This window comes from Pleomorphomonas sp. T1.2MG-36 (assembly GCF_950100655.1).
In the GTDB taxonomy this organism is placed as follows: Bacteria; Pseudomonadota; Alphaproteobacteria; order Rhizobiales; family Pleomorphomonadaceae; genus Pleomorphomonas.
This window is the reverse complement of sequence record NZ_CATNLY010000052.1, coordinates 56,028-79,450: the sequence shown is the minus strand read 5'-3', so window position 1 is coordinate 79,450 and position 23,423 is coordinate 56,028. Positions and strand designations below refer to the sequence as shown.

Genomic DNA, 23,423 nt, shown 5'->3' with positions numbered 1-23,423 from the left:
CCGCTCGCCTTCGGCCTGTTTTCCCCAGCCGGGACCGACAAATCAAGCGTGAAGCCGTTCCCTGCACCAACTTTTAAGCTTCAGAAAACAGACAGCTTTCCCGGCCTTACCCCGCCGCCAGCGCCGCCGTCACCTCCTGGGCCAGCAGGTCGCAGATGAACAGTTTGGCGGCCACCGGGCTCATTTCGCCGCGCTGCGGCAACGGAGAGACCGGCGTCGCCACGAAGACGACGTCGCAGAGGTCTTCGAGGCCGCCGAACTGGCGGCCGGAGATCGCCACCGTGAAGGCGCCGGCCGCGCGGGACTGGGTGAGGAAGCGCTCGGCCGGCACCGTCAGCCCCGTTTCGGAAATGGCGATCACCACGCTGTCGCCACCGCGCGCCCCGGCCACCTCGTCGGCGAGGATCGGGTCCTGGAAGGCTCGGGCGACGAGGCCAAGGCGGGAGAAGCGGTAGGCGTAGAGCTCGGCGACGATGCCCGAAACGCCCGAGCCGAACACGTCGACATGGCGGGCGGCCGTAAGCCGCGCCGCCACCGTCTTGAGGTCGGCCCCGGATATGGTGTCCGAGGTCGACTTCAGAGCGGCGATCATGCGGTCGGCGAGGTCGGACGAACCGCGCGTCTCGTCGCTGCGCCGATAGGCGATGTCGGAGGCCAGCGCGATCTTCAGCTCGCGAAAGCCGGCAAAGCCCATCTGGCGGCAGAAGCGGACGATGCTCGCCTCGCCCGTTCCGCATTGCAGCGCCAGTTCGGCCGTCGAGGCGCGGATGGCCGCCTCGGGCTGGCCGAGAATGTAGCCGCCAACCCGCGACAGCGCCTCGGGCATCTCGCCCATCGCACCCTGGATTTCGGCCAGAAGCCCCCGTCCGAACAGCGTATCGGCCACTGGTCTCTCGTCTCCGCTCGATTCTCCGGAAGCGTACACCAATCAGAGCCAGACCGGGTTGCTCCAGGCGCGACGGCCGACGGCGTCGGTGACGATGACGCGCAGCCATGGGCTGCCCTCGAGCCCGTCGAGCGGCAGCGACACACGGCTCATGCCGGCACCGAAGCTGTGCTCGTACTGGTAGCCCCGGCCGATGGCGAGCACGCTCGAGGACGGCGAGCACTCGACGATCAACCGGTCGCCCTCGAAGGCGAGGTTGTGGATCTCCGGCCCCTGGCTGGAATAGAACGCGCCGGCCTTGAGCGCGGCGAGGATGGCCTCGGCGCTATTCTCGGCCGCCTTCACCATCACCCAGGCGGCGCCGAAATCCGGCGTCTTGAAATGCGCGTCGTCGGAGGCATAGGCGAGCAGCCGCCGGCCCTTGTCGGCGAGGCCGTCGAGCATGTAGGCGCCGTCGCCCTTGTCGTGAACGATCTGGCAGCCGTGGTTGTAGATCTCCACCGCGTGGCAGGCGTCGGCGACCGTCTCGGCGTCGGCGAGCGACAGCTGGTACCAGGCCGGATGGGCCATACCGACGAAGGCGCCAGCCGCCCGGGCGCGGCGGGCCAGCGCCGGGCCGTCCTCGCCCTCGGCGGTCGGCGCGAAATCGGCCGGCAGACCGACGGCCACCAGATGCCACAGCTCGCTCATCTCGGTGCGCGGGGCGTGCAGCTCGGCGCCGAGGATCAGCGTCAGGCCATCGACAGGGCCGGCGTCGGTAATGGGGAAGCCGTAGGACGGCAGGAAATGGTCGGTGATCGACAGGAAATCGTAGCCGGCGGCGCGGTAGCGGGCCACCACCTCGTCCGGCGGCAGACGACCGTCCGAACGGTTGGTGTGGGTGTGGATGTTCCCCTTGAGGAAGCGGCCGGGGGCGTTGAAGGCGGCGAAGGCGGTCATATGATCATCCGGAAAAGAGGGGCGCGGGAGGGCCGTGGCGGGGGCGAGCCCCACCACGAACCATCATGTCACTTGGCGATCAGGCCGTTGGTGGCCTTGACCATTTCGGCGAGACCGTCGTCGACCGGGAGCTCGCCGCTCATCACCTCGGCGATCAGGTCGCGCTGGGTGCGCCAGATCTCCACGGCGTTGGTGCCGGGATAGCCGGCCCAGGGCGCGGCGCGGTCGATCTGGTCGAGCGAGGTGCGCCAGTTGGGATGGCTGGCGTAGAAATCGCCCAGCAGCTCCGGCGCCATGGCCTTCTGGTTGGTCGGCATGTAGCCCGAGCCGAGCACGGCGATCTTCTGGCCTTCCGGCGAGGAGATGAACTTGACGTATTCCCAGGCGGCAGCCTGCTTGTCGGCATCCTTGGCGAGGATCAGCGCGCCATTGCCGCCGGTCGGCACCTTGCCGGCCTCCTTGTTCGTCACCGGGAACACGGCGGTACCCACGGTGAACTTGCCGGCCGACATCTCCTCGAAGGAGCGGGCCGAGTTGACCGACTGCACGGTGAAGCCGGTGAGGCCGGCGACGAACTGCTGGCGGGCCTGGTCGAACTCCATCTGCTTCATGCCGCCTTCGGCAACGAAGCGGCGGGCGAGCTCAAGCGCCTTGCGACCGCTATCGCCGTCCCAGGCCACGGCCTTGCCGTCGTCCTTCATGAAGGGCTGGCCCTGCTGCGAGATCAGGGCGCGCCACAGCCAGTCGTCCGGCCAGACGTCGATGGTGTAGGAGGCGCCGGTGACGCCGCCGCCGAGGGCGGCAACTTTGGCGCCCAAGGCGATCCAGCCGTCCCAGTCGGTCGGCAGGTGGGCGGTGTCGCCGCCGGCCTTCTCGACCAGCTCCTTGTTGTAGAAGATGATCGGCGTCGAGGCGTTGAACGGCATGCCCCAGATCTTGCCGTCGACGGTGGTCAGGTTGATCATCGCCGGGTTGAAGTTGTCGTCGAGCCAGCCCTTGCCGCCTTCCTTGTCGATGAACGGCTTGAGGTCGACGATCTGGCCCTTCGGCTCCAGCGTGCGCACCAGCGCCGGCAACAGGTGATAGCCGGCGTGATAGACGTCCGGCAGGTTGCCGGTCATGGCGTCGCGGATGATCGCCTGATGGCCGGCGTCGTAGCTTTCCGGCGAGGCGCGGAAGACGACCTTGATGTCCGGGTGCTTCTCCATGAAGGCCTTGGCCTCGGCCTCATGGAAATGGTTGTGGCCCGGCCAGGGATGCATCACCTCGATGGTGACTTCCGCTTGCGCGGAGGCGGCGGCGAAGGCTAGGCTGGCCGTTACGGCTGCGACGCCGAGGAGCCTGTTCATTGGTGTTCTCCGTTGCTTCGGTGGACGACAGGAACGGCGCGCGGAACCGCCGCGGCCGGGGCGGGATGGGGCGCAATCCCATCCTGCCCGCCGGGCCCCGGCCACCGGCCGGACCCCGGAACGGACTGGAGCTACTTGAGGCCCATGGTGGTGATGCCGCGGATGAAATGCCGCTGCGCCAGAAGAAAGCCCAGCATCAGCGGAGCGGTGAGGATGGCAGCCGTCGCCATCAGCGCACCGTAGTTCTCCCCGCTCTCGACATCGGTGAAGTAGGCAAGGCCGAGCGGCGGCGTCATCAGCTCGTTGGAGCGGACGACGATCAGCGGCCAGTAGAGATCGTTCCAGTGGGCTGTGACCGAGAACACCGCGAAGGCGGCGATGGCCGGCAGCGAGGCAGGCACGACGATGGTCCACAGGATCGCCCCTTCCGACATGCCGTCGAGCCGGGCGGCCTGGATGATCTCGTCCGGATAGGACTTGAAGGTCTGCCGGAACAGGAAGATGGCGAACACCGACAGGAAGAACGGCGCCATCATCGCGAAATAGCTGTCGAGCGCCCCCATGGCGTTGAGCGCCAGGTAGAGCGGCAGGGCAGGAGCCTGGATCGGCACGGTGAGGCAGAACAGCACCGTGGCGAACAACAGGTCGCGACCGCGAAACTCGTATTTCGCCAGCGCGTAGGCGCAGGGAATGGCGGTGAGCAGTTGCACGATCAGGATGCCGGCGCAGACCACCACGCCATTCTTCATGAAGGTCAGCACCGGCGAGTGGGTGACCGACTGGATGTAATACTTGAGCCCGGTGAACTCGACCGGCAGCCAGCTGAAATGCGGCGTGAACAGCTCCTGCGGCGTGCGCACCGAGGTGACCAGCAGCACGTAGAAGGGGAAGAGGAACAGGAAGGCCAGGAACAACAGCACGAGGTGCGCGAGGAGCTGGCCGGGGCGGATGCGGTAGGGCGAGCGAGCGGACATCAGTAGTGCACCCGGCGATCGAGGACGCGGGCCTGGACCCAGGCGAACACCAGCATGATCAGGAGGAACACCGTGGTCATCGCCGCGGCCGACCCCATGCGGAAGTAGCTGAAGCCCTCGAGATAGGTGGTGTAGAGCAGCACGTCGGAAGCGCCGCGCGGCCCGCCGCGCGTGATGACGGCCACCGTGTCGAACACCTTGAAGGCGGTGATGGTGGAGGTGACCAGCACGAACATCATGGTCGGCCCGATCAGCGGCAGCGTCACCGAGAAGAAGCGGTCGAGCTTGTCGTCCATGCCGTCGATGGCGGCGGCGTCGTAGAGGTCCTGCGGCACCGCCGTCAGTCCGGCCGAGAACAGCACCATGTTGAAGCCGGCAAGGCTCCAGATGTTGATGACGGCAAGGCCGGCCAGCGCCAGACTGCGATCGCCGAACACGTCGATGGCCGGCAGCCCCAGCCCGGCGAGCAGCAGGTTGAACGGGCCGATGGTGCCGTGCAGCAGATACTTCCACACCATGGCCATGGCGACGACGGTGGCGGTGACCGGCAGGAAGAACACCAGCCGGTAGAGCCGGCCGCCATGGTCGAGCCCGTCGATCAGCACGGCGAGCAGCAGGCCCAGGATCACCGAGCCCGGCACCACCATGGCGACATAGGCGAAGGTGTTGAACAGCGCCTTGCGGAAAGTGCGGTCGTTGATGAGGGCCATGTAGTTGTCGAGCCCGACGAAGGGCACGGCATCCTCGCCGAAGCGGTAGCCGGTGAAGCTCATCGCCAGCATGACGGCGATGGGGGCGAGCACGGTCAGCACCATCAGCGCCACCGCCGGAATGGCCATGGCATAGGCGACGCGGGCCGGCAGCACGGCGCCAAGCCGGCGCGGCCGGACGGCGGACGGCGCCTCGGTGAGCACGATGTCAGCCATGGGCGTAACCTCCCGTGGGCGTGACGTGGCGGCGGTCGAGCCGCTGGCCGGCGCCGTCGAACAGCAAAACGTCGTCAGGGGACAGGCGCGCCACCGCGCTGTCGCCGGAGAACAGGGCGAGAGTGCCGGCCGCAAGACGCGCCGTCAGCGGATGGCCACCCACCTCGGAGCGAAGGAAGACCAGCGTCTCGTGACCCAGCCCCTCGACGCGCTCGACGCGGCAGGCGATGGCAAGGCCGGGGCCATCGGACGCAAGGCGCAATGCTTCCGGCCGGAAGGCGGCGTGGGTAGCGCCCTTCCACTCGGCGACGAGCGGGGCAAAGCCGGCGTTGGCGGCGATGAGGGCGTCGACGGAGAGCACATTGATCTCGGGCGAGCCGATGAAGCGGGCGACGCGCAGGTCCTGCGGGTCGGCGTAGAGCTCGGCCGGGCTGGCGCACTGGACGATGCCGCCGTCCATCATCACCGCCACCCGGCTCGACATGGTCATCGCTTCGACCTGATCGTGGGTGACGTAGATGAAGGTGGCGCCCAGCTTCTGGTGCAGCACCGTGATCTCGCCGCGCATGGCGACGCGCAGGCGGGCGTCGAGGTTGCTGAGCGGCTCGTCCATCAGGAAGACGCGCGGATGGCGGACGATGGCGCGGGCGAGCGCCACGCGCTGGCGCTGGCCACCCGACAGCGTCGCCGGCCGCCGGGCCAGGAGGCCATCGATCTCCACCATCTCGGCTGCCCGGCCCACCGCCGCGCGGATGCGGGCGCGCTTCTCGCCGACGCCCGGCCACAGGCGGCCGAGAAGCGGCAGGCGGGCGCCGCGCGGCAGCTCGCGCATGCGAAGCGGCGTCGCGATGTTCTCGGCCACCGTCATATGCGGGTAGAGGGCATAGGACTGGAACACCATGGCGACGTCGCGCGCCTTGGGCGGCAGATGGTCGACCGGCTCGCCGCCGATGGCGATCTCGCCCGAGGTCTGCGGTGCCAGGCCGGCGATGATCCGCAGCAGCGTCGACTTGCCGCAGCCCGACGGCCCCACCAGCGTCATGAATTCGCCCGGCCGCACCGACAGCGAGGCCGAACGGAGGGAGACGGTGTCTCCATAGCGCTTTTCGATCGCCCTGATCTCGACTGCGGCCGACATGGCACCCCTCGCTGTTTTCGCAATGGATGCCTGATAGTGGAGTTTTGCTTCACTCCAATGACGTTTCGGAGAATTTTCCTTCACATCAACCGTCGAGACCGACGATACCCGCCCTTCTTGAACCCCGCGCGTCACTCGGCCCGGTGGCCGTCAGGCGCATCCGCAGCGCCTCGCTCCGTCTCCATCGGCTCCCCGCCGCCCTCCCCCGGAAGCGCCACGCCGACACCGGCATGGACCATAAGTCATTTGATCTTCAGGACCTTGTCAATTCTGAGTAGTCTTTTGCGAGTTCTGCGATGGCGGACAATAAGTCGTCCGGAGCAGACGTAACTGAAAATTATTCAGTTACGCCAATACTCTCTCGTCAGGATACATGGGCCGCAATAGCGTTGCCGACGCCCGCATGGATCAAGCCGAGGGTTCAGAATGCTGTCGATCAGGTTTCAGCTGAGGTCTCTGCTCGTGATCTTCACGACGCTGCTGGTATTTCTCTCCGTGGGGACCTGGTACAGCCTGACCTGGATCCGCGCCACGCAGGACGACGGCGCCACCATCGCCGTGCATGCCAATCAGGCGGCCAACGCCAGCGGCATGGGCGCCCGGCTCTACCGCATCATCGCCGACACCGAGATCAACCGCGACCTCGACGTCAGCCGCCGCGACTGGGCGGCCGCCATCGCCGAGGAACGCGCCGCCATCGACGGCCTGAAGACCTGGATCGACGCCCCCGATCAGGCCGCCGCCCTCAAGGACGGCGAGGCCGCCCTCGACCGTCTCGTCGCCCTCTACGAGACCGACATGCTGCCGCGGCTGCAAAAGTCGGCGGAGATGACCCAGGACATCCGCGACCTCGACGGAAAGATCGACGACGTGGTGACCGAGATCGCCACCGCCTTCGGCACGCTGCGCACGCTGGCCGAGCAGGAGGCGAAGGCCGTCGACGGAACCTTCGATAGCCTGACCGCCACCTTCCAGACCACGGTGCTCATCCTTCTGGCCGTGGCGCTCGTCATCATCGTCCTTCTCAGCCTGAAGATCGACCGGGGCGTCTCGACCGGCGTCGTCGGCATTTCCCGCTCGCTGCAGGCCATCGCGCGCGGCGAGCTTGCCGCCTCCGCCGCCACCACGCGGCGCGACGAGTTCGGCCTGATGGCCGGGGAGCTCGATCAGGTGCGGCGCAACCTCCTGGACGCCGAGGCGATGCGCAACGACATGTCCAGCCGGCAGGCGGTGGAGCGCGAGCGTCTCGAACGGACCGCCGCGCTGACCCGCGACTTCGCCGAACGCATGCGGGCGCTGTCGCAGGATTTCGCCAAGTCGTCGGGCGACGTGGCCGACAGTGCGCGCAACCTCTCCGCCACCGCCGAGGAAACGGCGCTGCAAGCCCAGCAGGTGGCCGGCGCCGCCGAGGAGGCCTCCACCAACGTGCAGACCGTGGCCGCTGGCGCCGAGGAACTGTCCGCCCCTATCGACGAAATCTCCCAGCAGGTTTCCCATTCCTCTCAGATCGCCCGCGCCGCCGCCGAAGAGGCCCAGGCCTCGGCCAGGAACGTCGAGGTGCTGTCCGTCTCGGCCCAGGAGATCGGCCAAGTGGTGACGCTGATCAACTCCATCGCCAGCCAGACCAACCTGTTGGCGCTCAACGCCACCATCGAGGCGGCGCGCGCCGGCGACGCCGGCAAGGGCTTCGCGGTGGTCGCCTCCGAGGTGAAGCAGCTCGCCGAGCAGACCGCCAAGGCCACCGACGAGATCGGTCGCAAGATCGCCGAGGTGCAGTCGGCCACCACGCTGGCCGTCGAATCCATCTCGCACATCGTCGAGACCATCGACCGCATCCAGCACACCTCCGAGGCGATCGCCGGCGCCGTCGAGGAACAGGGCGCGGCCACCGGCGAGATCGCCCAGAACACCCAGCGCGCCGCCGCCGGCACCGCCGACGTGACGCAGACCATCACCGGCGTCGGCGCGGCAGCCGAAATGACCGGCACCGCCGCCACCCAGCTGATGACCCTCTCCAGCCACCTCGACACCCAGTCCCGCGACCTCGGCAACCAGGTCCAGGCCTTCGTGAGGGAGCTCGGGGCGGCGTGAGGATCTAGAGCAGGTTGGCGAGTCCCATTCGCCAACGCCCTATCTCTTTGTATTTACACAATTTCGGGCGTGGCTCTAGATCGGCAGGTTCCGGCTCACATCCTGCCTTTGGTGCAGAATGCGGATGACATCCAGTCGATCGCCTCGATCGCGGACGTAGATCATGTGCGTTCCGGTGGCATACTTCAGATAGCCCGGCCGCACGTCGACCAGCCTGCCCTGTCTGATCCCGGATGCCAGGCCGAGACAGGCATCGCGAATCTCATCGATGTAGCGGTCCGCCTGATCCACTCCCCAGCGTCTAGCACTATGATCCCAGATGTGTTCGAGGTCGGCAGCGGCGGCGGGCGAGAACGCGAGGGCCTTCACCGCCCTTCATGCTCCGCCCGCTTTCGGGCCTTGAACCCCTCGAAATCGAACGGCTGCGGCTCGCCGGAATCCTCCCCGGCGATCAGCGCGTCCTGCAAGGCCTTGACCTTGGCTTCGTGCTCTTCCAGAAGCCGCAGCCCGGCCCGCACGACATCGCTGGCCGATCCATAGCGACCGGACTTGACCTGGTCGCCGATGAAACCGGCAAAGTGCTCCCCGAGCGTCACGGACGTATTGCGGGCCATCGGCGCTCTCTCCAGTCTGAAACGCGGGTCGTGTACCAAAATGTATTACACCGGCGCCGGCCGGGCAAGATAGCCGGAACATCCATACAACACCATCTGAGCGAGCGTGTAAGACCGCATCAATCCTTGATTAGCAATTACTGGCTATTCTCGCCGGCAAACGTGACGCGCCATCTCGTCCGCCCGCCGATGGCGGAGCGGCCGGGAGTTGCGGAAAACAGGGAGACGGGGGCTCCGGGAAGCCGACTTGCCGGACCCTCGCCAGCGGCATGGGCAAGCTCTTCCAGTTTCGCCGGCTCAAGCACGGCGCCCCGGACAAGTTCAAGGTTCTGGCCGAGGATATCCGGCTTGACGGCCGGCACTGCATCTCCTGGCCCGCCTTCACCATTCTCGTCACCGTCGCGGCCGTCCTGATCTTCGCCGCCGTGATGATGGCCGGCGACTACCCCTTCGGCGGAACCTAGAGTATCCGTGTTGATCAAGCGTTTTTTGGTGCCCATGTCCTGCCTGCCTTGAGCAGTGCGTTTGCGAGGACGACGAGCTTTCGCATGATAGCAGTCAAAGCGACTTTAGCTGATTTTCCTGCTGCGATGAGGTGTTGGTATTTGGCTTTGAGGTCGGGGTTGAAGCGTGCGGCCACGAGAGCAGGCATAAAGAGTGCTCGGCGTACGCTGGATCGTCCGCCGCGAATGAAGGCGCGGCCGGTCCAGCTTCCCGACTGCCGGGCGATCGGCGCCAATCCAGCCAGGCAGGCGGCTTGAGCTTGTTCGAGGCTGCCGAGTTCGGGCATGTCGATGAGCAAGGTCGCGGCGGTGATGATAGAGATGCCCGGAATGCTGACGAGGATGTCGAGCCGTGCCTTGAGCACCGGCTCAGCTTCGATCCCTTGGCTGATTTCGGCATCGATCTGCGCCAGTTGACGCGCGATCTGCTTCAGCCGGTCGGCGTTCTGCCGTTTGAGCAGGGCAATGGTTAGCTGTTTGCCGCGATTCAGCGCCGCCGTTCGATCCTTGATCAGGGCGTCACGGGCAACCCGCAACTCTCTCAAGTCGTTGAGCCTGTCGTCGACGACAGGCCTGGGCGGCAGGTCGAGAACTGCACCCATCCGCGCCAGGAGAGCCGCATCGGCTCGATCTGTCTTGGCAAGCCGGCCGGTTGCCTCGGCAAAGCGCCGGGCCTGGCGGGGATTGACCTTGACGAAGGGAAGACCAGCCTCCGACAGACGCTGTTCCAAAGCGCGATGATAGGGGCCGGTTGGCTCGAAGACGATGCGCGATGCATCGGTCCCGATCCAGCCGATCAGCGCTTTATGGCCAGCCGGCTTGTTGGGAAAGCGCCTTGTCGCGCCATCGGGCCAGCGATGGGTGTCCAAACTGTCTTTCGAGATGTCGATGCCAATGGTAAAGTTCGTCATCTTTTCCGTGCCTCTGCTTGTCATTCGGGTCCAAGCCCCGAGTATCCGTTCAGGCCACATGGAAAAGACGAGGGCGATCATACTCTAGCTCGGCCCGTCAAACGGCTGGCAGTTCCACGATCCGTCCCTCGCCGCTGACGAGAGGCTGCAACCCTCTCTCAGCGGTTCTTTTGTGCCTTATCGGCACGGATTCTCATAAGACAAGCAGTTCCAGCGAACTCTGGTTCGCCAACACGCTCTATCTCTTTGTTTTTACGCCAGTCCCGACACAAAACCGGGTTTCGGCCGTCCCGTCGCGTCATCCGCCCTCCCGGCAGCGGCACACGGATGATCGTGGCCGCGAAGACACGACAGGCGGATCCCGTGGCGTGTCCCGTTGCTTTTGCATCTCTCAGTATTGTTAACCAGCAAATACCTGATTATCGGTCTACGTGACCGAGTCCAACCGATCCGGGGATAGGACTCGCGCAGTGTGCGCATTGGGTTTGGGAACAGGGGGACTTGGCTTCATGATGACGGGATTTCGTCGACTTTCCTCGCTTCTGGCAGCGCTTCTGGTTGGGACGTCCGCCGCGTCCGCCGGCTCGCTCTACGACTGGAGCGGCCTCTACGTCGGCGCGACCGCCGGCTATGGCATGGGTGAGTACGACCAGTACGCGGCGGGCTATCCCGGCACCCCAGGCATCTTTGGCCGAGACATGAAGGGCCTCGTTGGCGGCGCGACGGTTGGCTACAACTACCAGTCAAATCAGTTCGTTTTCGGCCTGGAAGCCGACTTCCAGGCCTCGGGCATCGGCGGAACGGCGGGAACGATACCCGCGTGGACCTGCAACACCGCCTCGTGCGTCAACGATGTCGACTGGTTTGCGACGCTGCGCGGCCGCCTGGGCTACGCCTTCGACGGCTACCTGCCCTTCGTGACCGGCGGCCTCGCCTACGCCAACGTCAAGAGCCGTGATGGCAATCCGTCCGTCCCCGGCGTGACGGACCTGGACGAGAACGTGTTCGGTTATGCCATCGGCGCCGGTATCGAAAAGGCGCTTTCCGAGAACGTCACAGCCAAGATCGAAGCGCTCTACGTCGACCTGAACAAGGCGGAAGTGCGCAGAAGCAACTATACGTTCACCAGCGACGACCAGTTCGCGGTCGTCCGCGTCGGACTGAACTGGAAGTTCTAGACCGGTTCCAGCAAAAGCGGGCACCAGTTTTGCGCCCGGAACCATTGGGACCACCCGGGCGGGGCATCGCGCCGCGCCCGGCCTTCCGGCGCGATCAGCCCAGCGACAGGTGCTCGAACAGGATGAACACGCCGAGGCCGCAGAGGGCGAGGCCCGCCACGGCTTCGGCGACCTTGCCGAAGCGCTCGCCGATCAGGCGGCCGATCAGCATGCCGCCCGACGACATGACGAAGGTGGCGAGGCCGATGGCGATGGCGACCACCACGATGTTGACGTCGAGGAAGGCCAGCGACACGCCGACGGCCATGGCGTCGAGGCTGGTGCCGATGGCCGTCGCGATCAGGACCGCCAGCGACCGGCCGGCCGGCGCCGCCGCCGCGTCGTCCTTGCGGAACGTCGCATAGAGCATGTGCAGGCCGACGCCGGCCAGCAGCGCGAAGGCGATCCAGTGGTCGACCGCCTCGACGTAGCGGCTGGCGGCAAAGCCGGCGGCCCAGCCGATCAGCGGGGTCAGCGCCTCGACGATGCCGAACACCAGGCCGGTGCGCAGCGCTTCGCGGACCGGCGGCCGGCCGATGGCCGCTCCCCGTCCGACGGACACGGCAAAGGCGTCGACCGACATGCTGACGGCGAGAACGGCAATGGACAGGGGCGACATGGAAACGGCTCCGACGGACACGCGACCGGGCGCCCACGCCCGCTGGTCCGCACGCAGCAGGTGGCACCACGGTCTTGCCGGGCCGATGTTCTCGGCTGATCGTGCCATGCGCATTGGCGCAAGCCTGTTGACACGATCCCGCCCGCGGGCGGTGACTACTCCCCGATGGCTCGCCGTCTAGCAGCCCCGGCCAGCGTGTCAAGCTTTTCGCTCATGTTTTCATGGTATTAAGAAGCGTTCGCAAGTAAGAGCGGATCTATATCCGCAAGTGGAAAAGCGCGGAAATCGGCGATTTTCTCGGCACCCCCGCGTCAATGCTCGGACCATAGCCTCACGCAAATCCGCAGTTCGGTCCGTCAGCTGGAATTTGAAGCCCGAACTACGGATCATGCGAATGTGATGGCGGACGCACGGAGGGCGACGACCGTCCTCCCCTCGCCTCGCCGCCCCTCGCCGTCAACCGGCCCGGCAGGCCGGCGACGCAAGCGGGCGTCCCGGTCAGCCGGCGGTCTGCTCCTTCGGCGCGGCGCAGTACCAGACGATCAGCGCCACGAAGCCGATGGGGAAGAACAGCGACATCAGTTGCAGCCATCCGCTGCGGTTGATGTCGTGCAGGCGCCGCGCCGCCAGGGCGATCGAGGGAAAGAAGATGGCCAGCGTCCACACCGCGTTGATCAGCGATACGAACGAGGCGATGGTGCCGCCGATGAAGACGAACAGGATCGCCCACCAGAACTCCGACCGGCTGGCGCGGCCCGAGAAGTTGAAATAGTTCGAGAAAAACGCCTTGACCGCCGGCACGAACTCCATCGGCCGGCCGGTTTCGCCGAACCGGTTGGGACCGGCCGGCGCGCGCGAGAGAATGAACGGGATCGGGATGACAACCCAGATCGCCATCAGCACCAGCATGAGCCCGGATTCCATGTTCGCCTCCTCTCGCAACCGCGCGCCCGCGTCGGCCCGACAGGACGGCCGGCTGCGCCTCCCTCCAGAGACTGCGCGATGTTAAACGATATAGTGTCCCGCACGGCGCTTCCGCAACTTGGGATAAGTACCCCCAGCGCGACGCGCGGCATCGGCGCCCGCGAAGGCGGACGCAAGACCGGTTACCACCTCTGCCGAAGCCGCCCTGGAGCATCGTGCGAAAAAGTGGGAGCCGGTTTTCCGCACGATGCGACAACAGGGAGATGGAGCGTGTTGGCGAACCGGATTTCGCCGGACGCGCGCTCGATCCCATCCCGGCGAATGTTGATCGCCATCGCCCGACGCGAAGTGTTGCCGGGCTGGGCGCGCCGCCATAGACGCAACCAAGAGGAGAAAATTCAAGATAAACGCCGCCAATTGCGAGTCCTATGCAAAAGACACAAAAGATAAAATGAATGGTATGTTTGCAAATATAGAGCACAGCATAGGCAAACACACGACACTCGCCCAGCGGATGAGCCCATAAATTCCAATTACAATTTCAATGAAAGCCGCCTCGCTCAAAGATATACATATGATTCCCTTCGTTCTCGAAACGTCGATTTAACGATTTAAAAACTACTGTTCTCAATTTCTGATTATATATATTTTCGTCGACAACAACGACGAAGATGAGGTCTATCACAATGATGGAGTTCGACTCGCTGTTCACCGAAGCTTTCCTTGCTTCGGATGAGAACTTGCCGCGCATCGGCCAATCTCCAGCCTCGTTCGGCGGCCAAAGCTTTCATTACGGCGTCGAAGCGCCGGACCGTGCCGGCGTCTACATATTGATCTTCGAGTATCGGAATCACCTGCATCCGCTTTACGTGGGCTATGGCCGGTCGATACGGGCCGCCATCGGGGATGTCTTGTCGGAGCGCGATGCCCTGCATCGCCTCGCCCACGGCTTCTACTGGAAGCCGGTCGCCTCCGAGGCGGACGGGCGCCGTCTGGTGGAGCGCCTGATCATGGCTCTGCGGCCGCACTTCAACACGGTCGACCTCGCCGCATGCGGCCGGGAAGCGGCCGAGCCGCCTCGCGAGGTGACGACGCGCCGCGTGGAGACCGGCTTGATTGGCGAGGCCGAGCGAACGACGGCCCAAAATCCGCGCTCCTGGCGGTCGTCCACCGCAAGCCGCCCGTTCCAGACTCAGGCCAGGCCGACGAACGGCTCGACACCGCCGCCAGCATTCCCCTCGTCGCCCTCGTGAGAAGCGGCCGCCAGGCGCGCGAGGCGGTCGCGGATATCCCGGCCGTCGAGCAGGCAGAGCGCTGAAGCGGGTCACCCGGAGGGTTCGTCGGCATGCCCCATCGACGCACACTGTAAGTAATACGGATAAACAAAAGGAAACAATCGAAAGAATCCCCTCCTTTCACTCAAAATTACACACAACTTCGTCGCCGAGAACTCCAGCTCACATTAATGGACGCTCAAATAATAGCGGATACGATGGCGTCATCTGCGTGGAAGTCGCATAGGCGAACGTAAATTTACTCGATCCGTTTCATATCTTGTTTGCCTTGGAGGGCATGGATGGGAGCGACCGACCCCGGAGCCGTACGGGGCGAACCTCTGAACGAGCGGCCGTATCTCCCGGAGATACGGGCCGAGCAGCTGTCCATTGCCCTCGCCAACCTGCCCACCACGCTGATCTCGTCCGCCCTGATCGCCCTGTCGGGCGCCGTCGTCCTCAACATCGAGGGTGGCTATTGGTGGATCCCCTGGTGGGTTGCCGCCGTGGTCGCCGTGGCGATCGTGCGTGGGCTCTGGCTCCTCCGGCTGCGCAGCAGGCCCGAGGCCACGCGCGACACCGAGGCCTGCCTGCGGCAACTGCGCAACTTCGCCTTTCTGGCCGGCCTCGTCTGGTCGGCCGTGCCGCTGATGCAGGTCGGCGGCATTGAGACCATGTCCGGCGCGCTGACGGCCTTCCTGATGGCCGGCATCTCCGCCGGCGCGCTCATCCAGAGCATGACGCTGGCCCAGCCGGGCATCGTGTTCTTCACGCCCATCCTTCTCTCCACCACCGGCACCTTCCTTGCCCAGGGCGACCTGGCCTGCGGCGTGATCGGGGCGAACACCCTGCTGCTGCTCATCATGATGATCCTCCAGGCCAGGCGCGGCTCGGCGCGGTTCTGGCAGGGCGAGGAGGCCCGCCTCAGCTCGCAGGCGCTCGCCCGGTCGCTCAACGAGTCCAACCGCAAGCTGGACTATCTCGCCAACCACGACAGCCTGACCGGCCTGCCCAACCGGGCGGCCTTCAACGCCGAGCTGTCGGCCCGCGAGGCGCGGGGCGCCGCGCTGGCGCTGGCCGTCGTCGACCTCGACAATTTCAAGCTGATCAACGACACCCACGGCCATCTCGTCGGCGACAAGGTGCTGATCGAGGCCGCCGTGCGGCTCTCCCGCGCCTGCCATCCCTCGGACTTCATCGCCCGGCTCGGCGGCGACGAGTTCGCCATCATCATCGGCGCCGGCGACGACGGGAAACGGGCCGAAGCCCTGTGCGAACGGGTGGTGGCGGACATGGAGCGCCCCTTCCTGACCGACAGCATCGCCTCGCCGGTGGGCGCCTCGATCGGCCTCGCCCTGTTCCCGCAGGACGCGGCGGAGCTGTCCGGGCTGTTCGCCGCCGCCGACATCGCGCTCTATGCCGCCAAGGAAAAGGGCAAGCGCCGCGTCTCCCGCTTCGACGCCGAGCTGCGCATCAAGCTCCAGCGCAGCCAGCGCATCGAGGCCGAGATCGGCGACGCCCTCTCGGACGGCCGCCTTCACGTGGTCTTCCAGGGCCAGCACGACCTCGGGACCGGCGCCGTCATCGGCCATGAAACGCTGATCCGCTGGTCCCACCCCGAGCTCGGCGCCATCAGTCCGCCGGAGATCCTGGCCGCGGTGCGCGCCGCCGACATGGGCGACCGCCTCACCCAGTTCGTCGCCACCGAGGCCTGCCGCCTGCTGCGCGCGCTGACCCATGCCGGCGACGCCAGCTCCACCGTGGCCATCAACATCTCGCCCGGCGAGTTCCTGACCGGCAAGCCGGTGGACATCCTGCTTGCCACCATCGACCGCTTCGCCATCCGCCCCGACCGCTTCGAGGTGGAGGTCACCGAGGAAACCATCCACGACCTCATGGGCGTCAGCGCCGAACTCCGGCGGCTGGTGGACGGAGGGATGAGGATCGCCATCGACGATTTCGGCTCCGGCCACTCCTCGCTGGTCAAGCTAGCCTCCCTGCCCTTCGGCCGGCTGAAGATCGACCGCTCCCTGATCGCCGGCATCGACAGCCTGGAGAAGAACGCCCAGTTGATCGGCACGCTGATCAACCTCGGCACCCAGCTCAATTTCTCCGTCCTGGCCGAAGGCGTCGAAACCGCCGCCGAAGCCGACATGCTCAGCCGCTACGGCTGCGCCCAGGTGCAAGGCTTCCACTTCTCCCGCCCGGTGGCGGCGAAGGAGATCCTGGCGAAGGTGAGGGACGAGAGCGCCGAGGCGGGACGGCTGAAGCGGATCTCGTGAACAGCCAAGCGGCTCCATCCACCTGGCTGAGGGAGAAGCGCAGAATGTCGGCCGGCAATAGAAGCAGCTCACCGGTCAGTTCGCCGTCCAGCCATCCACCATCTTCTTGATCCGCCAGCGCCGTTCTCCTTCTCCAGGAGGATCCTCCGGCCGGACCTCGGCTTCGGCCTTTCTGGTCGCCTTGATCAAGGCGGTGCCCTGCCGGATCCACACCGTACTGACGGATAACCTCCTGAAAGCACACACCTAGCGCCCGCCGCTCAGGCTGGCCTTCCCCGCCAAGTTCGCAGGCCGCTATGCCGGGACTATTTCCCGAGCGGAATGGGTAGGGCGCAGAAGCCGGAGCGAGAATAAGTCTGGCAGACAACAACAAGCGCCGTCGACTAGGAACTCCCCGCACGTCGGCTTATGCAGGAGTCGCTAGGCTGCTGTCGGTAAGTAGCCCGATCACCTTTATGCGAACATCGACCTCCAGATTAGTCTCATAGACGGCAGCTTCGGCTTGAAGCCTCTCAATGACCTCGGTAAACGTTAGGCGCCCTCGCGTGTGGGCACCAACCTCCCAATGCGCCTTCTCGCCGTGTGAAGAAATAACCAAAAATCCCCGTCGCCTTGTCTCGGGTTTGAGGTATTGCCCAACGAGCTGATGATGCAACGCCTTTTGCAGATCGGGGATAGTCCAGCTGTCGCCTCTTTTGATTTCCACAGCGCAAGCCAGCCCAATCTCTCGGCTCTCGACCTCGATATCCGGCTTCTTTCGGTTGTGAACTTCCAACTCACGCGTGACTTTGTATCGATCTCCCAGGCGCTGCCGCAGATTGTCGGCGAGCCAAAGTTGAACCGCTTCTTCTTTTCCCATAGCGCGAACATGGTTTGCGCTAGAAAAATCTCCAGTCAGCAAGAAGTCAGCAATATCCAGAAGCGCAGCTCCCACTCTGCCAAACAGGTCATCACAAGTCCGCAACGGCCCTAAAAAGGTGTCCCCAAAACTTCTTGTTTCTGCGGCGCTCCAAACTGGAAGATCGGCATCTCTTTCTGCCTGCAAGCGCGCTTGTTGCAGGATTTGCTTCCGAAACGACACGTCAAGTTCATCCGCAACGCGACGGATGAGAGTGTGAGCTACCTTTCCAGATCGGCTGAGGAGTTCCTTCTGCAAGTTGTCGCGGACTTCACCGACCTTGTCCCTCTGATCGGGCGACCAGACGCCTTGATGGTGGGGGTCCGTGCGAGGCGGAAAATGAGCGTAAAGGATCGCAAGCAACTCAAACAGAATTTCCGGCTCGAACCCGTCGAGGCTGACCGGGCCGCCTCTCATGCTTTCCCGGAACATCGCAATGAACATCCTGGCGACGTAGTCCTGACTGTCGTCGCATCGCCCTTCAATTCGCTGCTTGAGTTCGGGAAGTGCAAGCTCTGGGTTGAATTCGAGTGCGCCCCCTAACAGCAGAAAGTATAAGGCTTCGTCATTAATCGCTGCCTGAGCCTGGGCGAGCAATCGCGTACCGAAGAGCTGCCGGCGGGAGCTATCGCCGTGACCGAACGCGCGCAACCAACGAAGAGCCGCCTCATGGTTTTCGGTGCTTGAATTTGGTTCCGCCAACGCGAGGCCGCTCAGATCAAGCGTGTACCATTTGCGGCTTTCATACTCTGGATTGATCCGGTTCCATAGGTAACCACGCGGGCATGATGCGTCCGTCCACTCCTTGCTGAGCTCCCCCTTGATCTCAGCTTCAACAACCGGGGTGTTAGCCACGAGCAAAACATCTATGACGGGTAGGTTGTCGTCGATCCTTGACAAGACGACATGTCGGAAGACCAAGCGAACATCATCCACCGAGAGCGAACCCGCCCAGTTTGGGCTTGCGCTCGCCATCGTCAAGCCCGCGCCGATTGCGCGGTTGAGGTTCCGGCGAAGTTGCTCAGGAGAGCCCTCTCGCCACGAACTGGCAGGTTCCTCGGGCGCGGATCTCCGCCAAAGCTCTTGCAGCGAATGCGCGAAGCGGTCCCATGTCTGATCCCCGAACGCTACCCGAAACGGCGGCTCCGCAAGCTGAGGTAACGGCGGCTTGGAAGCAAGAGAACAAGCCGCAAAGGCCCAGTTCAGCAACGAGAAAACAGGATGGCTTCGGTCTAGTTTTCCTATGTCCTCAGGAAGATCGACCATTGCAGGGGCGGCTCTGACCTCAAGAGCAAAGTCGAGAAACCGCCGCTTTGCTGTCTCACTGCGTTCGGCTAGCTTTCTCTCTCGCTCGGCCTGACTTGCCTCAAACGCCAAGAACTCCGGGCGTGGAGGGCGTGGCTTATAGAAATCCTCAATGAGGTCAGTCAGTTCCTGATGCGTCGAGGCACTCTGCTTCATTTCTTGCAGAAAGCCAGCATGAGCTTCAGTCACCTTGACGAGATATAAAAGAGCATCAAGCGCGAGTTTCTTTTCTTCCAACCGCTCTTTGTATTCTAAGTCTTCTAGAAGCCATTGGATATCTGCCTCTCCAAGGCCACCATCGAATATCTCATAGAGCCTAAGCTCAATTACACTTGTGGGATACACGCCAGTTTTCGCGACATTGTCAGCGAGAAGCCAAAAAAGGCCACGAACAATTTTCGGCTTCTGCTTGATCAGCTCCGCGAGGGTTTGCTCCCCTGGGAGGTCCCCAGTCGCGGTCGACCGCGAGACGTAGGCCCAAATAATTACTGAAAGCAAAGCGATGGTAGGCTGTTCGTTCACAGAAATCCGCTGAACAATATCTTTGAGCGGCCGACCAATATTATAGGAAATCCAGGCATTTCGGTTCCTAGAGAAGATATCTCCAACAGGAGATGGCGGAGAGCCCAGGAAATTATGAACCTTTTCCAGCAGAGTGCGTGCCTGCGCGTCAGAACATTTAGCGAAAAGGCGATCGATCGAGAAATCCAAGACGTTATGCGGCTCGGAAGGGTATCGCTCGAAAAGCTCGATTACACCGTCAAAGCTCAGAGCTGTTGGAAATAGAATTGGGAGCGCCGAGGAAACGACGGTGTGGCCAATCCGCAAGGACGTCTTCCGAAGCCAATCCGCGACCATACGGAGGCCATCCGTATCACCAAGAGCTTCCAGCAACTCAATCGCAGGCACCCTGACGCGCGAAGGTGTCTCGTCAGCGATTGCGGTCGAACGGGCCAACTCGCGACAATCCTCAATGCGTCCCATCGTGGCGATCGCGAGTATGAGCCTCCGTGCGTCTTCGTCCTGATGCTCCTGCCATGCCTTCACGAGATCAGGTCCGAGCCTCGCATCCGAAAACATAAAGAGGTTTCGATCATCGGGCTCGGGGTTAGGATTGTTTCCGTTCGCCTCCTGATCAAGAGCTCGCCGAAGCAGCTCCCGACGTACGTCGATCGGCAGTGATCCGGGATCGCCATGGAGCAACAGCGTCATCGGTTCGCGAGCAAGAATGCCGGCGAGAAACTCCGGCTCCCAAAGAGCGAGCCATGCAGCCGCAGGTCTTAAGGTTCGGACAACGGTCTGGACGCCGTACCGCTCACAAAACAGGATTTGTGAAACAGCACGCCGGCCGCCGGGACGCTCGTACAGGCGCCGGAGCCAACATCCTGTGAGAAACTCTTGTGTCTCGCGGTGGTGGAGCCGAACACGCCCTCTCGTCGCCGGTGCGAAGAGAGGGCGACGCAGCAAAGTCTCTATTTCGGCAGGTGACCAACCCGTGAGAATTTCCTCGGGACGCCGTGCATCGGTATCCCCGAGACTGTCGACTTTGCTTCCCGGCTCAATCAGAGAAACCTCTTTTGACAAGGTCAGAGCGGCGGCCAATAGTTCCGCCGCTCGACGTGCGTCATCAACGGACAGCACACTCCCGTCCGCTCGGAAGCCCTTCCACTCTTCCAGGTTGGCTGCGACGGAGTGCTCCATCATTTCCAGCCGAGAGCCAAGACGGCGCTGCTGCCCCCAGTAACCTAGGGACCGAAGCAGGTCGCCGGGACGGCAGTTCACTGGCTCCAGACCCGCCTGTTGGATCGCCTGGATAATGGCGCTGGCATCGGCTGCAAAACGCCCGCCTTCAGCTTTCTGAACGAATTTGAGCATTCGTTCCGCATCAAGGGGCATCATCCTGACCACGACGACCGGCTCAGCCTCTTGCTTCTTCGGCGTCGACGTCGGGACTTCGCTCCGCCGTTTGCCCTCCCTGTCGAAATAAGGGGCAAGGACTACGTCGCGCCAATCCTGAGACGCCAACGCATCCGCCCCCTCGATCGGGGACGCCGGAGCCTGATCGCTTGGCCCATTCCCCAATATATCGGCAACGGCAGCTCTGTCTGCGGAGCCTTGCCAATCGGTGTGACGGCATGAAACGAACACATGTGCTCGTTTCAAGGCACTTCCGAGAGCCTTGCGTAGTGAGCGAAGGGACTTCTTGAAATCTGCATTCGCCAACAACGCTTCGTCACGCGCGTCCAGAAAGAACCACCCCAGTTGATCCGAGCCAAGCCATTCCTGAAGTTTGGCATTGTCGTCCGGTGAAATGAGGTCAGCGACCTCATCACCGGCCAAATCCTTAATCTCTAGGAAGAGAGAAAAACGCCTTTCTTGGCATAGCCGACGCGCAATTCCTCGAAACTCCTGCGTCTTGCCACTTGCCGCCTCTGAAAGGACAACGACGCGATCATGTTCCAGCAGTTTTGACCAGCTCAGCGCTCCGCCGGTCATGCGAAGGAAGTGGACGTCATCCTCTATCGCCAGATCATCGTGCTTGTCGCTCAGAGGGCGAAACTCCCGATTGAGTTCGACAAACCGGTCTGGTTGCTGCTTTGTCACCGCCACCGCCCCCTTCTGCATGGTGACAGCGTATAACGCTCGGAGCACACGTGCGCTTTGATTGTTGCGCTCTCAACAGAAGACGACAACCAGGGCGGCATTCGCCGCTCAGCATGGTCGGTTAATTTGACGGCAAGCAGCAGGGGCTCGTTCTGATCACCCAAGTGATTCAAACAGAGGAACTAACACAACCAACCTTACAAGGCGCCTCTACGATAGATATCGAAGTCTTTGGATGTCCACTCCAGACCATAGTGTATAACATACAAATACAAATCACGTAGCAAGATCAAAAAGTCGAGAAAACTACCCCAATAGAAGGTGTGGTGGGCCCGGCAGGACTCGAACCTGCAACCAGACCGTTATGAGCGGCCGGCTCTAACCATTGAGCTACAGGCCCATCGAGAAACCGGGCGGAGCGGCGCAGGCCACACGCGCCCCGTTCCAGGGCGCCTGTTTCTGCCATCCCCTACCGCCGGAATCAAGGCGCTTCATCGGCTTGGCGGCAGCGAAGGCGTCGGCGTGGACAAGCCGGATCGCACGTCGTCGTAGAAGGCGGCGCAATCGGCGGTGCGGCGGTCGACGCCGTCGGCGACGATCTGCCACCGCCCTTGCACGGCGCGCCACTTCTCGCCCGCCCTGGGCGCGACGCGCGGCATGTCCTCACGGCAGCGGGGCGGCAGCGCCGGCAGGGTCACGCCGGCGGCCTCGCGGCCGATTTCACGGGAGGCCGTCGCGAGGCGCTGGTCGAGCGTGCCGCAGCCAGTCAAGATCGCCGTCAGTGACACGGCAGCCATCGTCGCCACCATCGGCAGCCACCGCCGTCTCGTATCGCTTCCACGCATCGTCCGCATCCCTGTTCGCCGCCTCGGCCCGAGCGCGATCGCTCGCCGCCGCAGCCTCGGCCACCTTGAACTGGCGCCGCATCTCCTCGATCTGCCCTTGCAACGCCAGCTTCTCGGACGCCGCGACGAAGCCTTCGCGCGCCGCGCGGGCGACGGCCGGATCGTCGATCCAGGCATCGTAGAGCTGGAGGGCCGCGAAGGTGACGGCGGCACCGACGATCAGCCCGGCGACGGCGGCAACGGTGGCGCCGAGCTTGTCGAGGAGGCCGAACATCATTCGAGCCCCGAGGCGCAGAGTTCGCCCTCGCCGATGCGCGTCGCATCGCCCATGCCGCGCCGGTTGGCGAGGCCGACCACCATGCGCCCGCCGGCCCGGTTGAAGGCAGTGGCGGCCGTGCAGCTTTCCAGCCAGCGGCCGGCCCGGCCAAGCCGCGCCGCCGTCGAGCGGCAGGCTGCGTCGACGCCGATGTTCCAGGCGAGCGAGGTCATCATCGCCCGCCAGCTGAGCGGCGCGGCCGGCCAGTTGGGCACGCAGGCGACGAGCCGGGCGCGATAGTCGCGGGCGATGCGGCTGGCAAGGCGCCGGTCGCAGCCGGCGGCGGTTTCCACCATGCCGGGCCTGACGCCCTTGGTGTCGCCGTCGCAGATGGTCCACACCGGCGGCTTGGCCACCGTGTCGAGATAGGCCCGGAGCGAGCGGCCCTCCCAGGGCTTGACCAGCGCGGTGACCGCCAGGGCCACGTCGTCGGGCACGGGAGCGGCGCCCGGCATCAGCGCCAGCGTGCCGCCGGCCCCGGCCGACAGCAGCACGGCGGCGATGGCCGCGCGGGCGCGCCTGGTCGGCGCGAGCTTAATCGTCGGCATCGTGCAAGGCCTCCTGCAGCACGTGGCGGGCGACGAAGGCGGCGAACACCACGCCGAAGGCCACGAAGGGAAAGACGGCCGGCGGGATCAGCTCGCCGCCGGAGAGATAGGGCAGCACCGCCTCGGCGGCGGTGAGAAGGCCGCCGGCGATCAGGATGCGGGAGGTCCAGGACCGCCGGAGCACCTTTCCGGCATTGGGCACGAGCCTCGGTCGCTTCATGGCGCAAACTCCAGCCGGAGCCACGCCGGCCAGACCGGAA

The 23,423-nt window shown here is 64.3% G+C and carries 21 protein-coding genes, 1 tRNA gene and 1 riboswitch; of the genes, 5 read left to right on the top strand and 17 right to left on the bottom strand.

Annotation, left to right across the window (positions count from 1 at the left end; genetic code table 11):
* Nucleotides 1-106: 106 nt before the first annotated feature.
* From QQZ18_RS21440 to QQZ18_RS21415, 6 genes are all read right to left on the bottom strand, one after another.
* Nucleotides 107-886, bottom strand: a complete 780-nt coding sequence (locus QQZ18_RS21440) for a MurR/RpiR family transcriptional regulator (RefSeq protein ID WP_284543034.1) — start codon at nucleotides 884-886, stop codon at nucleotides 107-109.
* A 42-nt stretch (nucleotides 887-928) separates the two neighbouring features.
* On the bottom strand, nucleotides 929-1,825 hold the full coding sequence (locus QQZ18_RS21435) for a PHP domain-containing protein (RefSeq protein ID WP_284543033.1): 897 nt from the start codon (nucleotides 1,823-1,825) through the stop codon (nucleotides 929-931).
* Between the two features lie 68 nt (nucleotides 1,826-1,893).
* Complete coding sequence (locus QQZ18_RS21430) at nucleotides 1,894-3,174, bottom strand: ABC transporter substrate-binding protein (protein ID WP_284543032.1); 1,281 nt, start codon at nucleotides 3,172-3,174, stop codon at nucleotides 1,894-1,896.
* A 131-nt stretch (nucleotides 3,175-3,305) separates the two neighbouring features.
* Complete coding sequence (locus QQZ18_RS21425; RefSeq protein WP_284543031.1) at nucleotides 3,306-4,148, bottom strand: carbohydrate ABC transporter permease; 843 nt, start codon at nucleotides 4,146-4,148, stop codon at nucleotides 3,306-3,308.
* A complete protein-coding gene (locus QQZ18_RS21420; RefSeq protein ID WP_284543030.1) occupies nucleotides 4,148-5,074 on the bottom strand; it encodes a carbohydrate ABC transporter permease in 927 nt (308 codons plus the stop codon). The genes QQZ18_RS21425 and QQZ18_RS21420 overlap by 1 nt, the downstream gene beginning before the upstream one ends.
* Nucleotides 5,067-6,212, bottom strand: a complete 1,146-nt coding sequence (locus tag QQZ18_RS21415) for an ABC transporter ATP-binding protein (protein ID WP_284543029.1) — start codon at nucleotides 6,210-6,212, stop codon at nucleotides 5,067-5,069. Before QQZ18_RS21415 ends, QQZ18_RS21420 begins: the two co-directional genes overlap by 8 nt.
* Nucleotides 6,213-6,638: 426 nt before the next feature.
* Here QQZ18_RS21415 and QQZ18_RS21410 point away from each other — a divergent pair, with 426 nt between their 5' ends.
* The gene (locus tag QQZ18_RS21410; protein WP_284543028.1) at nucleotides 6,639-8,303 is read left to right on the top strand and encodes a methyl-accepting chemotaxis protein; all 1,665 of its coding nucleotides are present in this window, start codon (nucleotides 6,639-6,641) and stop codon (nucleotides 8,301-8,303) included.
* 75 nt (nucleotides 8,304-8,378) lie between these two features.
* Here the strand turns inward: QQZ18_RS21410 and QQZ18_RS21405 are convergent, their stop codons facing one another.
* Nucleotides 8,379-8,672, bottom strand: a complete 294-nt coding sequence (locus tag QQZ18_RS21405) for a type II toxin-antitoxin system RelE/ParE family toxin (RefSeq protein ID WP_284543027.1) — start codon at nucleotides 8,670-8,672, stop codon at nucleotides 8,379-8,381.
* Nucleotides 8,669-8,917, bottom strand: coding sequence for a type II toxin-antitoxin system ParD family antitoxin (locus QQZ18_RS21400; protein WP_284543026.1), 249 nt, complete (start codon nucleotides 8,915-8,917; stop codon nucleotides 8,669-8,671). Before QQZ18_RS21400 ends, QQZ18_RS21405 begins: the two co-directional genes overlap by 4 nt.
* 269 nt (nucleotides 8,918-9,186) lie before the next feature.
* On the opposite strand from QQZ18_RS21400, the gene QQZ18_RS21395 reads away from it, so the two are divergent.
* Nucleotides 9,187-9,381 (top strand): hypothetical protein, encoded by a 195-nt coding sequence (locus QQZ18_RS21395; protein ID WP_284543025.1) that lies wholly within the window; start codon nucleotides 9,187-9,189, stop codon nucleotides 9,379-9,381.
* Nucleotides 9,382-9,395: 14 nt separating this feature from the next.
* On the opposite strand, the gene QQZ18_RS21390 is transcribed toward QQZ18_RS21395, so the two are convergent.
* A complete protein-coding gene (locus tag QQZ18_RS21390) occupies nucleotides 9,396-10,331 on the bottom strand; it encodes a transposase (RefSeq protein WP_284543286.1) in 936 nt (311 codons plus the stop codon).
* A gap of 509 nt (nucleotides 10,332-10,840) precedes the next feature.
* On the opposite strand from QQZ18_RS21390, the gene QQZ18_RS21385 reads away from it, so the two are divergent.
* On the top strand, nucleotides 10,841-11,509 hold the full coding sequence (locus QQZ18_RS21385) for an outer membrane protein (protein WP_284543024.1): 669 nt from the start codon (nucleotides 10,841-10,843) through the stop codon (nucleotides 11,507-11,509).
* A 94-nt stretch (nucleotides 11,510-11,603) separates the two neighbouring features.
* Here the strand turns inward: QQZ18_RS21385 and QQZ18_RS21380 are convergent, their stop codons facing one another.
* Nucleotides 11,604-12,167, bottom strand: a complete 564-nt coding sequence (locus QQZ18_RS21380; protein WP_284543023.1) for a manganese efflux pump MntP — start codon at nucleotides 12,165-12,167, stop codon at nucleotides 11,604-11,606.
* A 79-nt stretch (nucleotides 12,168-12,246) separates the two neighbouring features.
* Nucleotides 12,247-12,343: riboswitch (yybP-ykoY riboswitch) on the bottom strand.
* Nucleotides 12,344-12,665: 322 nt separating this feature from the next.
* Nucleotides 12,666-13,091 carry a DUF805 domain-containing protein gene (locus QQZ18_RS21375; protein WP_284543022.1) on the bottom strand — a complete coding sequence of 142 codons (426 nt, stop codon included), beginning with the start codon at nucleotides 13,089-13,091 and terminating at the stop codon, nucleotides 12,666-12,668.
* 686 nt (nucleotides 13,092-13,777) lie between these two features.
* Here QQZ18_RS21375 and QQZ18_RS21370 point away from each other — a divergent pair.
* Both QQZ18_RS21370 and QQZ18_RS21365 read left to right on the top strand, forming a co-directional pair.
* On the top strand, nucleotides 13,778-14,344 hold the full coding sequence (locus QQZ18_RS21370; RefSeq protein ID WP_284543021.1) for a hypothetical protein: 567 nt from the start codon (nucleotides 13,778-13,780) through the stop codon (nucleotides 14,342-14,344).
* Between the two features lie 323 nt (nucleotides 14,345-14,667).
* Nucleotides 14,668-16,647, top strand: a complete 1,980-nt coding sequence (locus QQZ18_RS21365) for a putative bifunctional diguanylate cyclase/phosphodiesterase (RefSeq protein ID WP_284543020.1) — start codon at nucleotides 14,668-14,670, stop codon at nucleotides 16,645-16,647.
* 406 nt (nucleotides 16,648-17,053) lie between these two features.
* Here the strand turns inward: QQZ18_RS21365 and QQZ18_RS21360 are convergent, their stop codons facing one another.
* From QQZ18_RS21360 to QQZ18_RS21335, 6 genes are all read right to left on the bottom strand, one after another.
* A complete protein-coding gene (locus tag QQZ18_RS21360) occupies nucleotides 17,054-21,460 on the bottom strand; it encodes a hypothetical protein (RefSeq protein ID WP_284543019.1) in 4,407 nt (1,468 codons plus the stop codon).
* A gap of 318 nt (nucleotides 21,461-21,778) precedes the next feature.
* Nucleotides 21,779-21,854: transfer RNA gene (locus QQZ18_RS21355), tRNA-Ile, on the bottom strand.
* Nucleotides 21,855-21,945: 91 nt separating this feature from the next.
* Nucleotides 21,946-22,224, bottom strand: coding sequence for a hypothetical protein (locus tag QQZ18_RS21350; protein ID WP_284543018.1), 279 nt, complete (start codon nucleotides 22,222-22,224; stop codon nucleotides 21,946-21,948).
* A complete protein-coding gene (locus QQZ18_RS21345) occupies nucleotides 22,175-22,576 on the bottom strand; it encodes a hypothetical protein (protein ID WP_284543017.1) in 402 nt (133 codons plus the stop codon). Before QQZ18_RS21345 ends, QQZ18_RS21350 begins: the two co-directional genes overlap by 50 nt.
* Complete coding sequence (locus QQZ18_RS21340; protein ID WP_284543016.1) at nucleotides 22,573-23,163, bottom strand: lysozyme; 591 nt, start codon at nucleotides 23,161-23,163, stop codon at nucleotides 22,573-22,575. The genes QQZ18_RS21345 and QQZ18_RS21340 overlap by 4 nt, the downstream gene beginning before the upstream one ends.
* Entirely contained in the window at nucleotides 23,150-23,383 is a 234-nt protein-coding gene (locus tag QQZ18_RS21335; RefSeq protein ID WP_284543015.1) for a DUF7940 domain-containing protein, read from the bottom strand. Before QQZ18_RS21335 ends, QQZ18_RS21340 begins: the two co-directional genes overlap by 14 nt.
* Nucleotides 23,384-23,423 lie beyond the last annotated feature (40 nt).

What these genes read in the sequence shown, in the direction of transcription:
- QQZ18_RS21430 (WP_284543032.1), bottom strand. Translation starts at nt 3,174, where the DNA reads ATGAACAGGCTCCTCGGCGTCGCAGCCGTAACGGCCAGCCTAGCCTTC.
- QQZ18_RS21390 (WP_284543286.1), bottom strand. Translation starts at nt 10,331, where the DNA reads ATGACGAACTTTACCATTGGCATCGACATCTCGAAAGACAGTTTGGAC.
- QQZ18_RS21370 (WP_284543021.1), top strand. Translation starts at nt 13,778, where the DNA reads ATGATGGAGTTCGACTCGCTGTTCACCGAAGCTTTCCTTGCTTCGGAT.
- QQZ18_RS21395 (WP_284543025.1), top strand. Translation starts at nt 9,187, where the DNA reads ATGGGCAAGCTCTTCCAGTTTCGCCGGCTCAAGCACGGCGCCCCGGAC.
- QQZ18_RS21375 (WP_284543022.1), bottom strand. Translation starts at nt 13,091, where the DNA reads ATGGAATCCGGGCTCATGCTGGTGCTGATGGCGATCTGGGTTGTCATC.
- QQZ18_RS21400 (WP_284543026.1), bottom strand. Translation starts at nt 8,917, where the DNA reads ATGGCCCGCAATACGTCCGTGACGCTCGGGGAGCACTTTGCCGGTTTC.
- QQZ18_RS21345 (WP_284543017.1), bottom strand. Translation starts at nt 22,576, where the DNA reads ATGATGTTCGGCCTCCTCGACAAGCTCGGCGCCACCGTTGCCGCCGTC.
- QQZ18_RS21340 (WP_284543016.1), bottom strand. Translation starts at nt 23,163, where the DNA reads ATGCCGACGATTAAGCTCGCGCCGACCAGGCGCGCCCGCGCGGCCATC.
- QQZ18_RS21415 (WP_284543029.1), bottom strand. Translation starts at nt 6,212, where the DNA reads ATGTCGGCCGCAGTCGAGATCAGGGCGATCGAAAAGCGCTATGGAGAC.
- QQZ18_RS21385 (WP_284543024.1), top strand. Translation starts at nt 10,841, where the DNA reads ATGATGACGGGATTTCGTCGACTTTCCTCGCTTCTGGCAGCGCTTCTG.
- QQZ18_RS21365 (WP_284543020.1), top strand. Translation starts at nt 14,668, where the DNA reads ATGGGAGCGACCGACCCCGGAGCCGTACGGGGCGAACCTCTGAACGAG.
- QQZ18_RS21335 (WP_284543015.1), bottom strand. Translation starts at nt 23,383, where the DNA reads ATGAAGCGACCGAGGCTCGTGCCCAATGCCGGAAAGGTGCTCCGGCGG.
- QQZ18_RS21380 (WP_284543023.1), bottom strand. Translation starts at nt 12,167, where the DNA reads ATGTCGCCCCTGTCCATTGCCGTTCTCGCCGTCAGCATGTCGGTCGAC.
- QQZ18_RS21425 (WP_284543031.1), bottom strand. Translation starts at nt 4,148, where the DNA reads ATGTCCGCTCGCTCGCCCTACCGCATCCGCCCCGGCCAGCTCCTCGCG.
- QQZ18_RS21410 (WP_284543028.1), top strand. Translation starts at nt 6,639, where the DNA reads ATGCTGTCGATCAGGTTTCAGCTGAGGTCTCTGCTCGTGATCTTCACG.
- QQZ18_RS21420 (WP_284543030.1), bottom strand. Translation starts at nt 5,074, where the DNA reads ATGGCTGACATCGTGCTCACCGAGGCGCCGTCCGCCGTCCGGCCGCGC.
- QQZ18_RS21435 (WP_284543033.1), bottom strand. Translation starts at nt 1,825, where the DNA reads ATGACCGCCTTCGCCGCCTTCAACGCCCCCGGCCGCTTCCTCAAGGGG.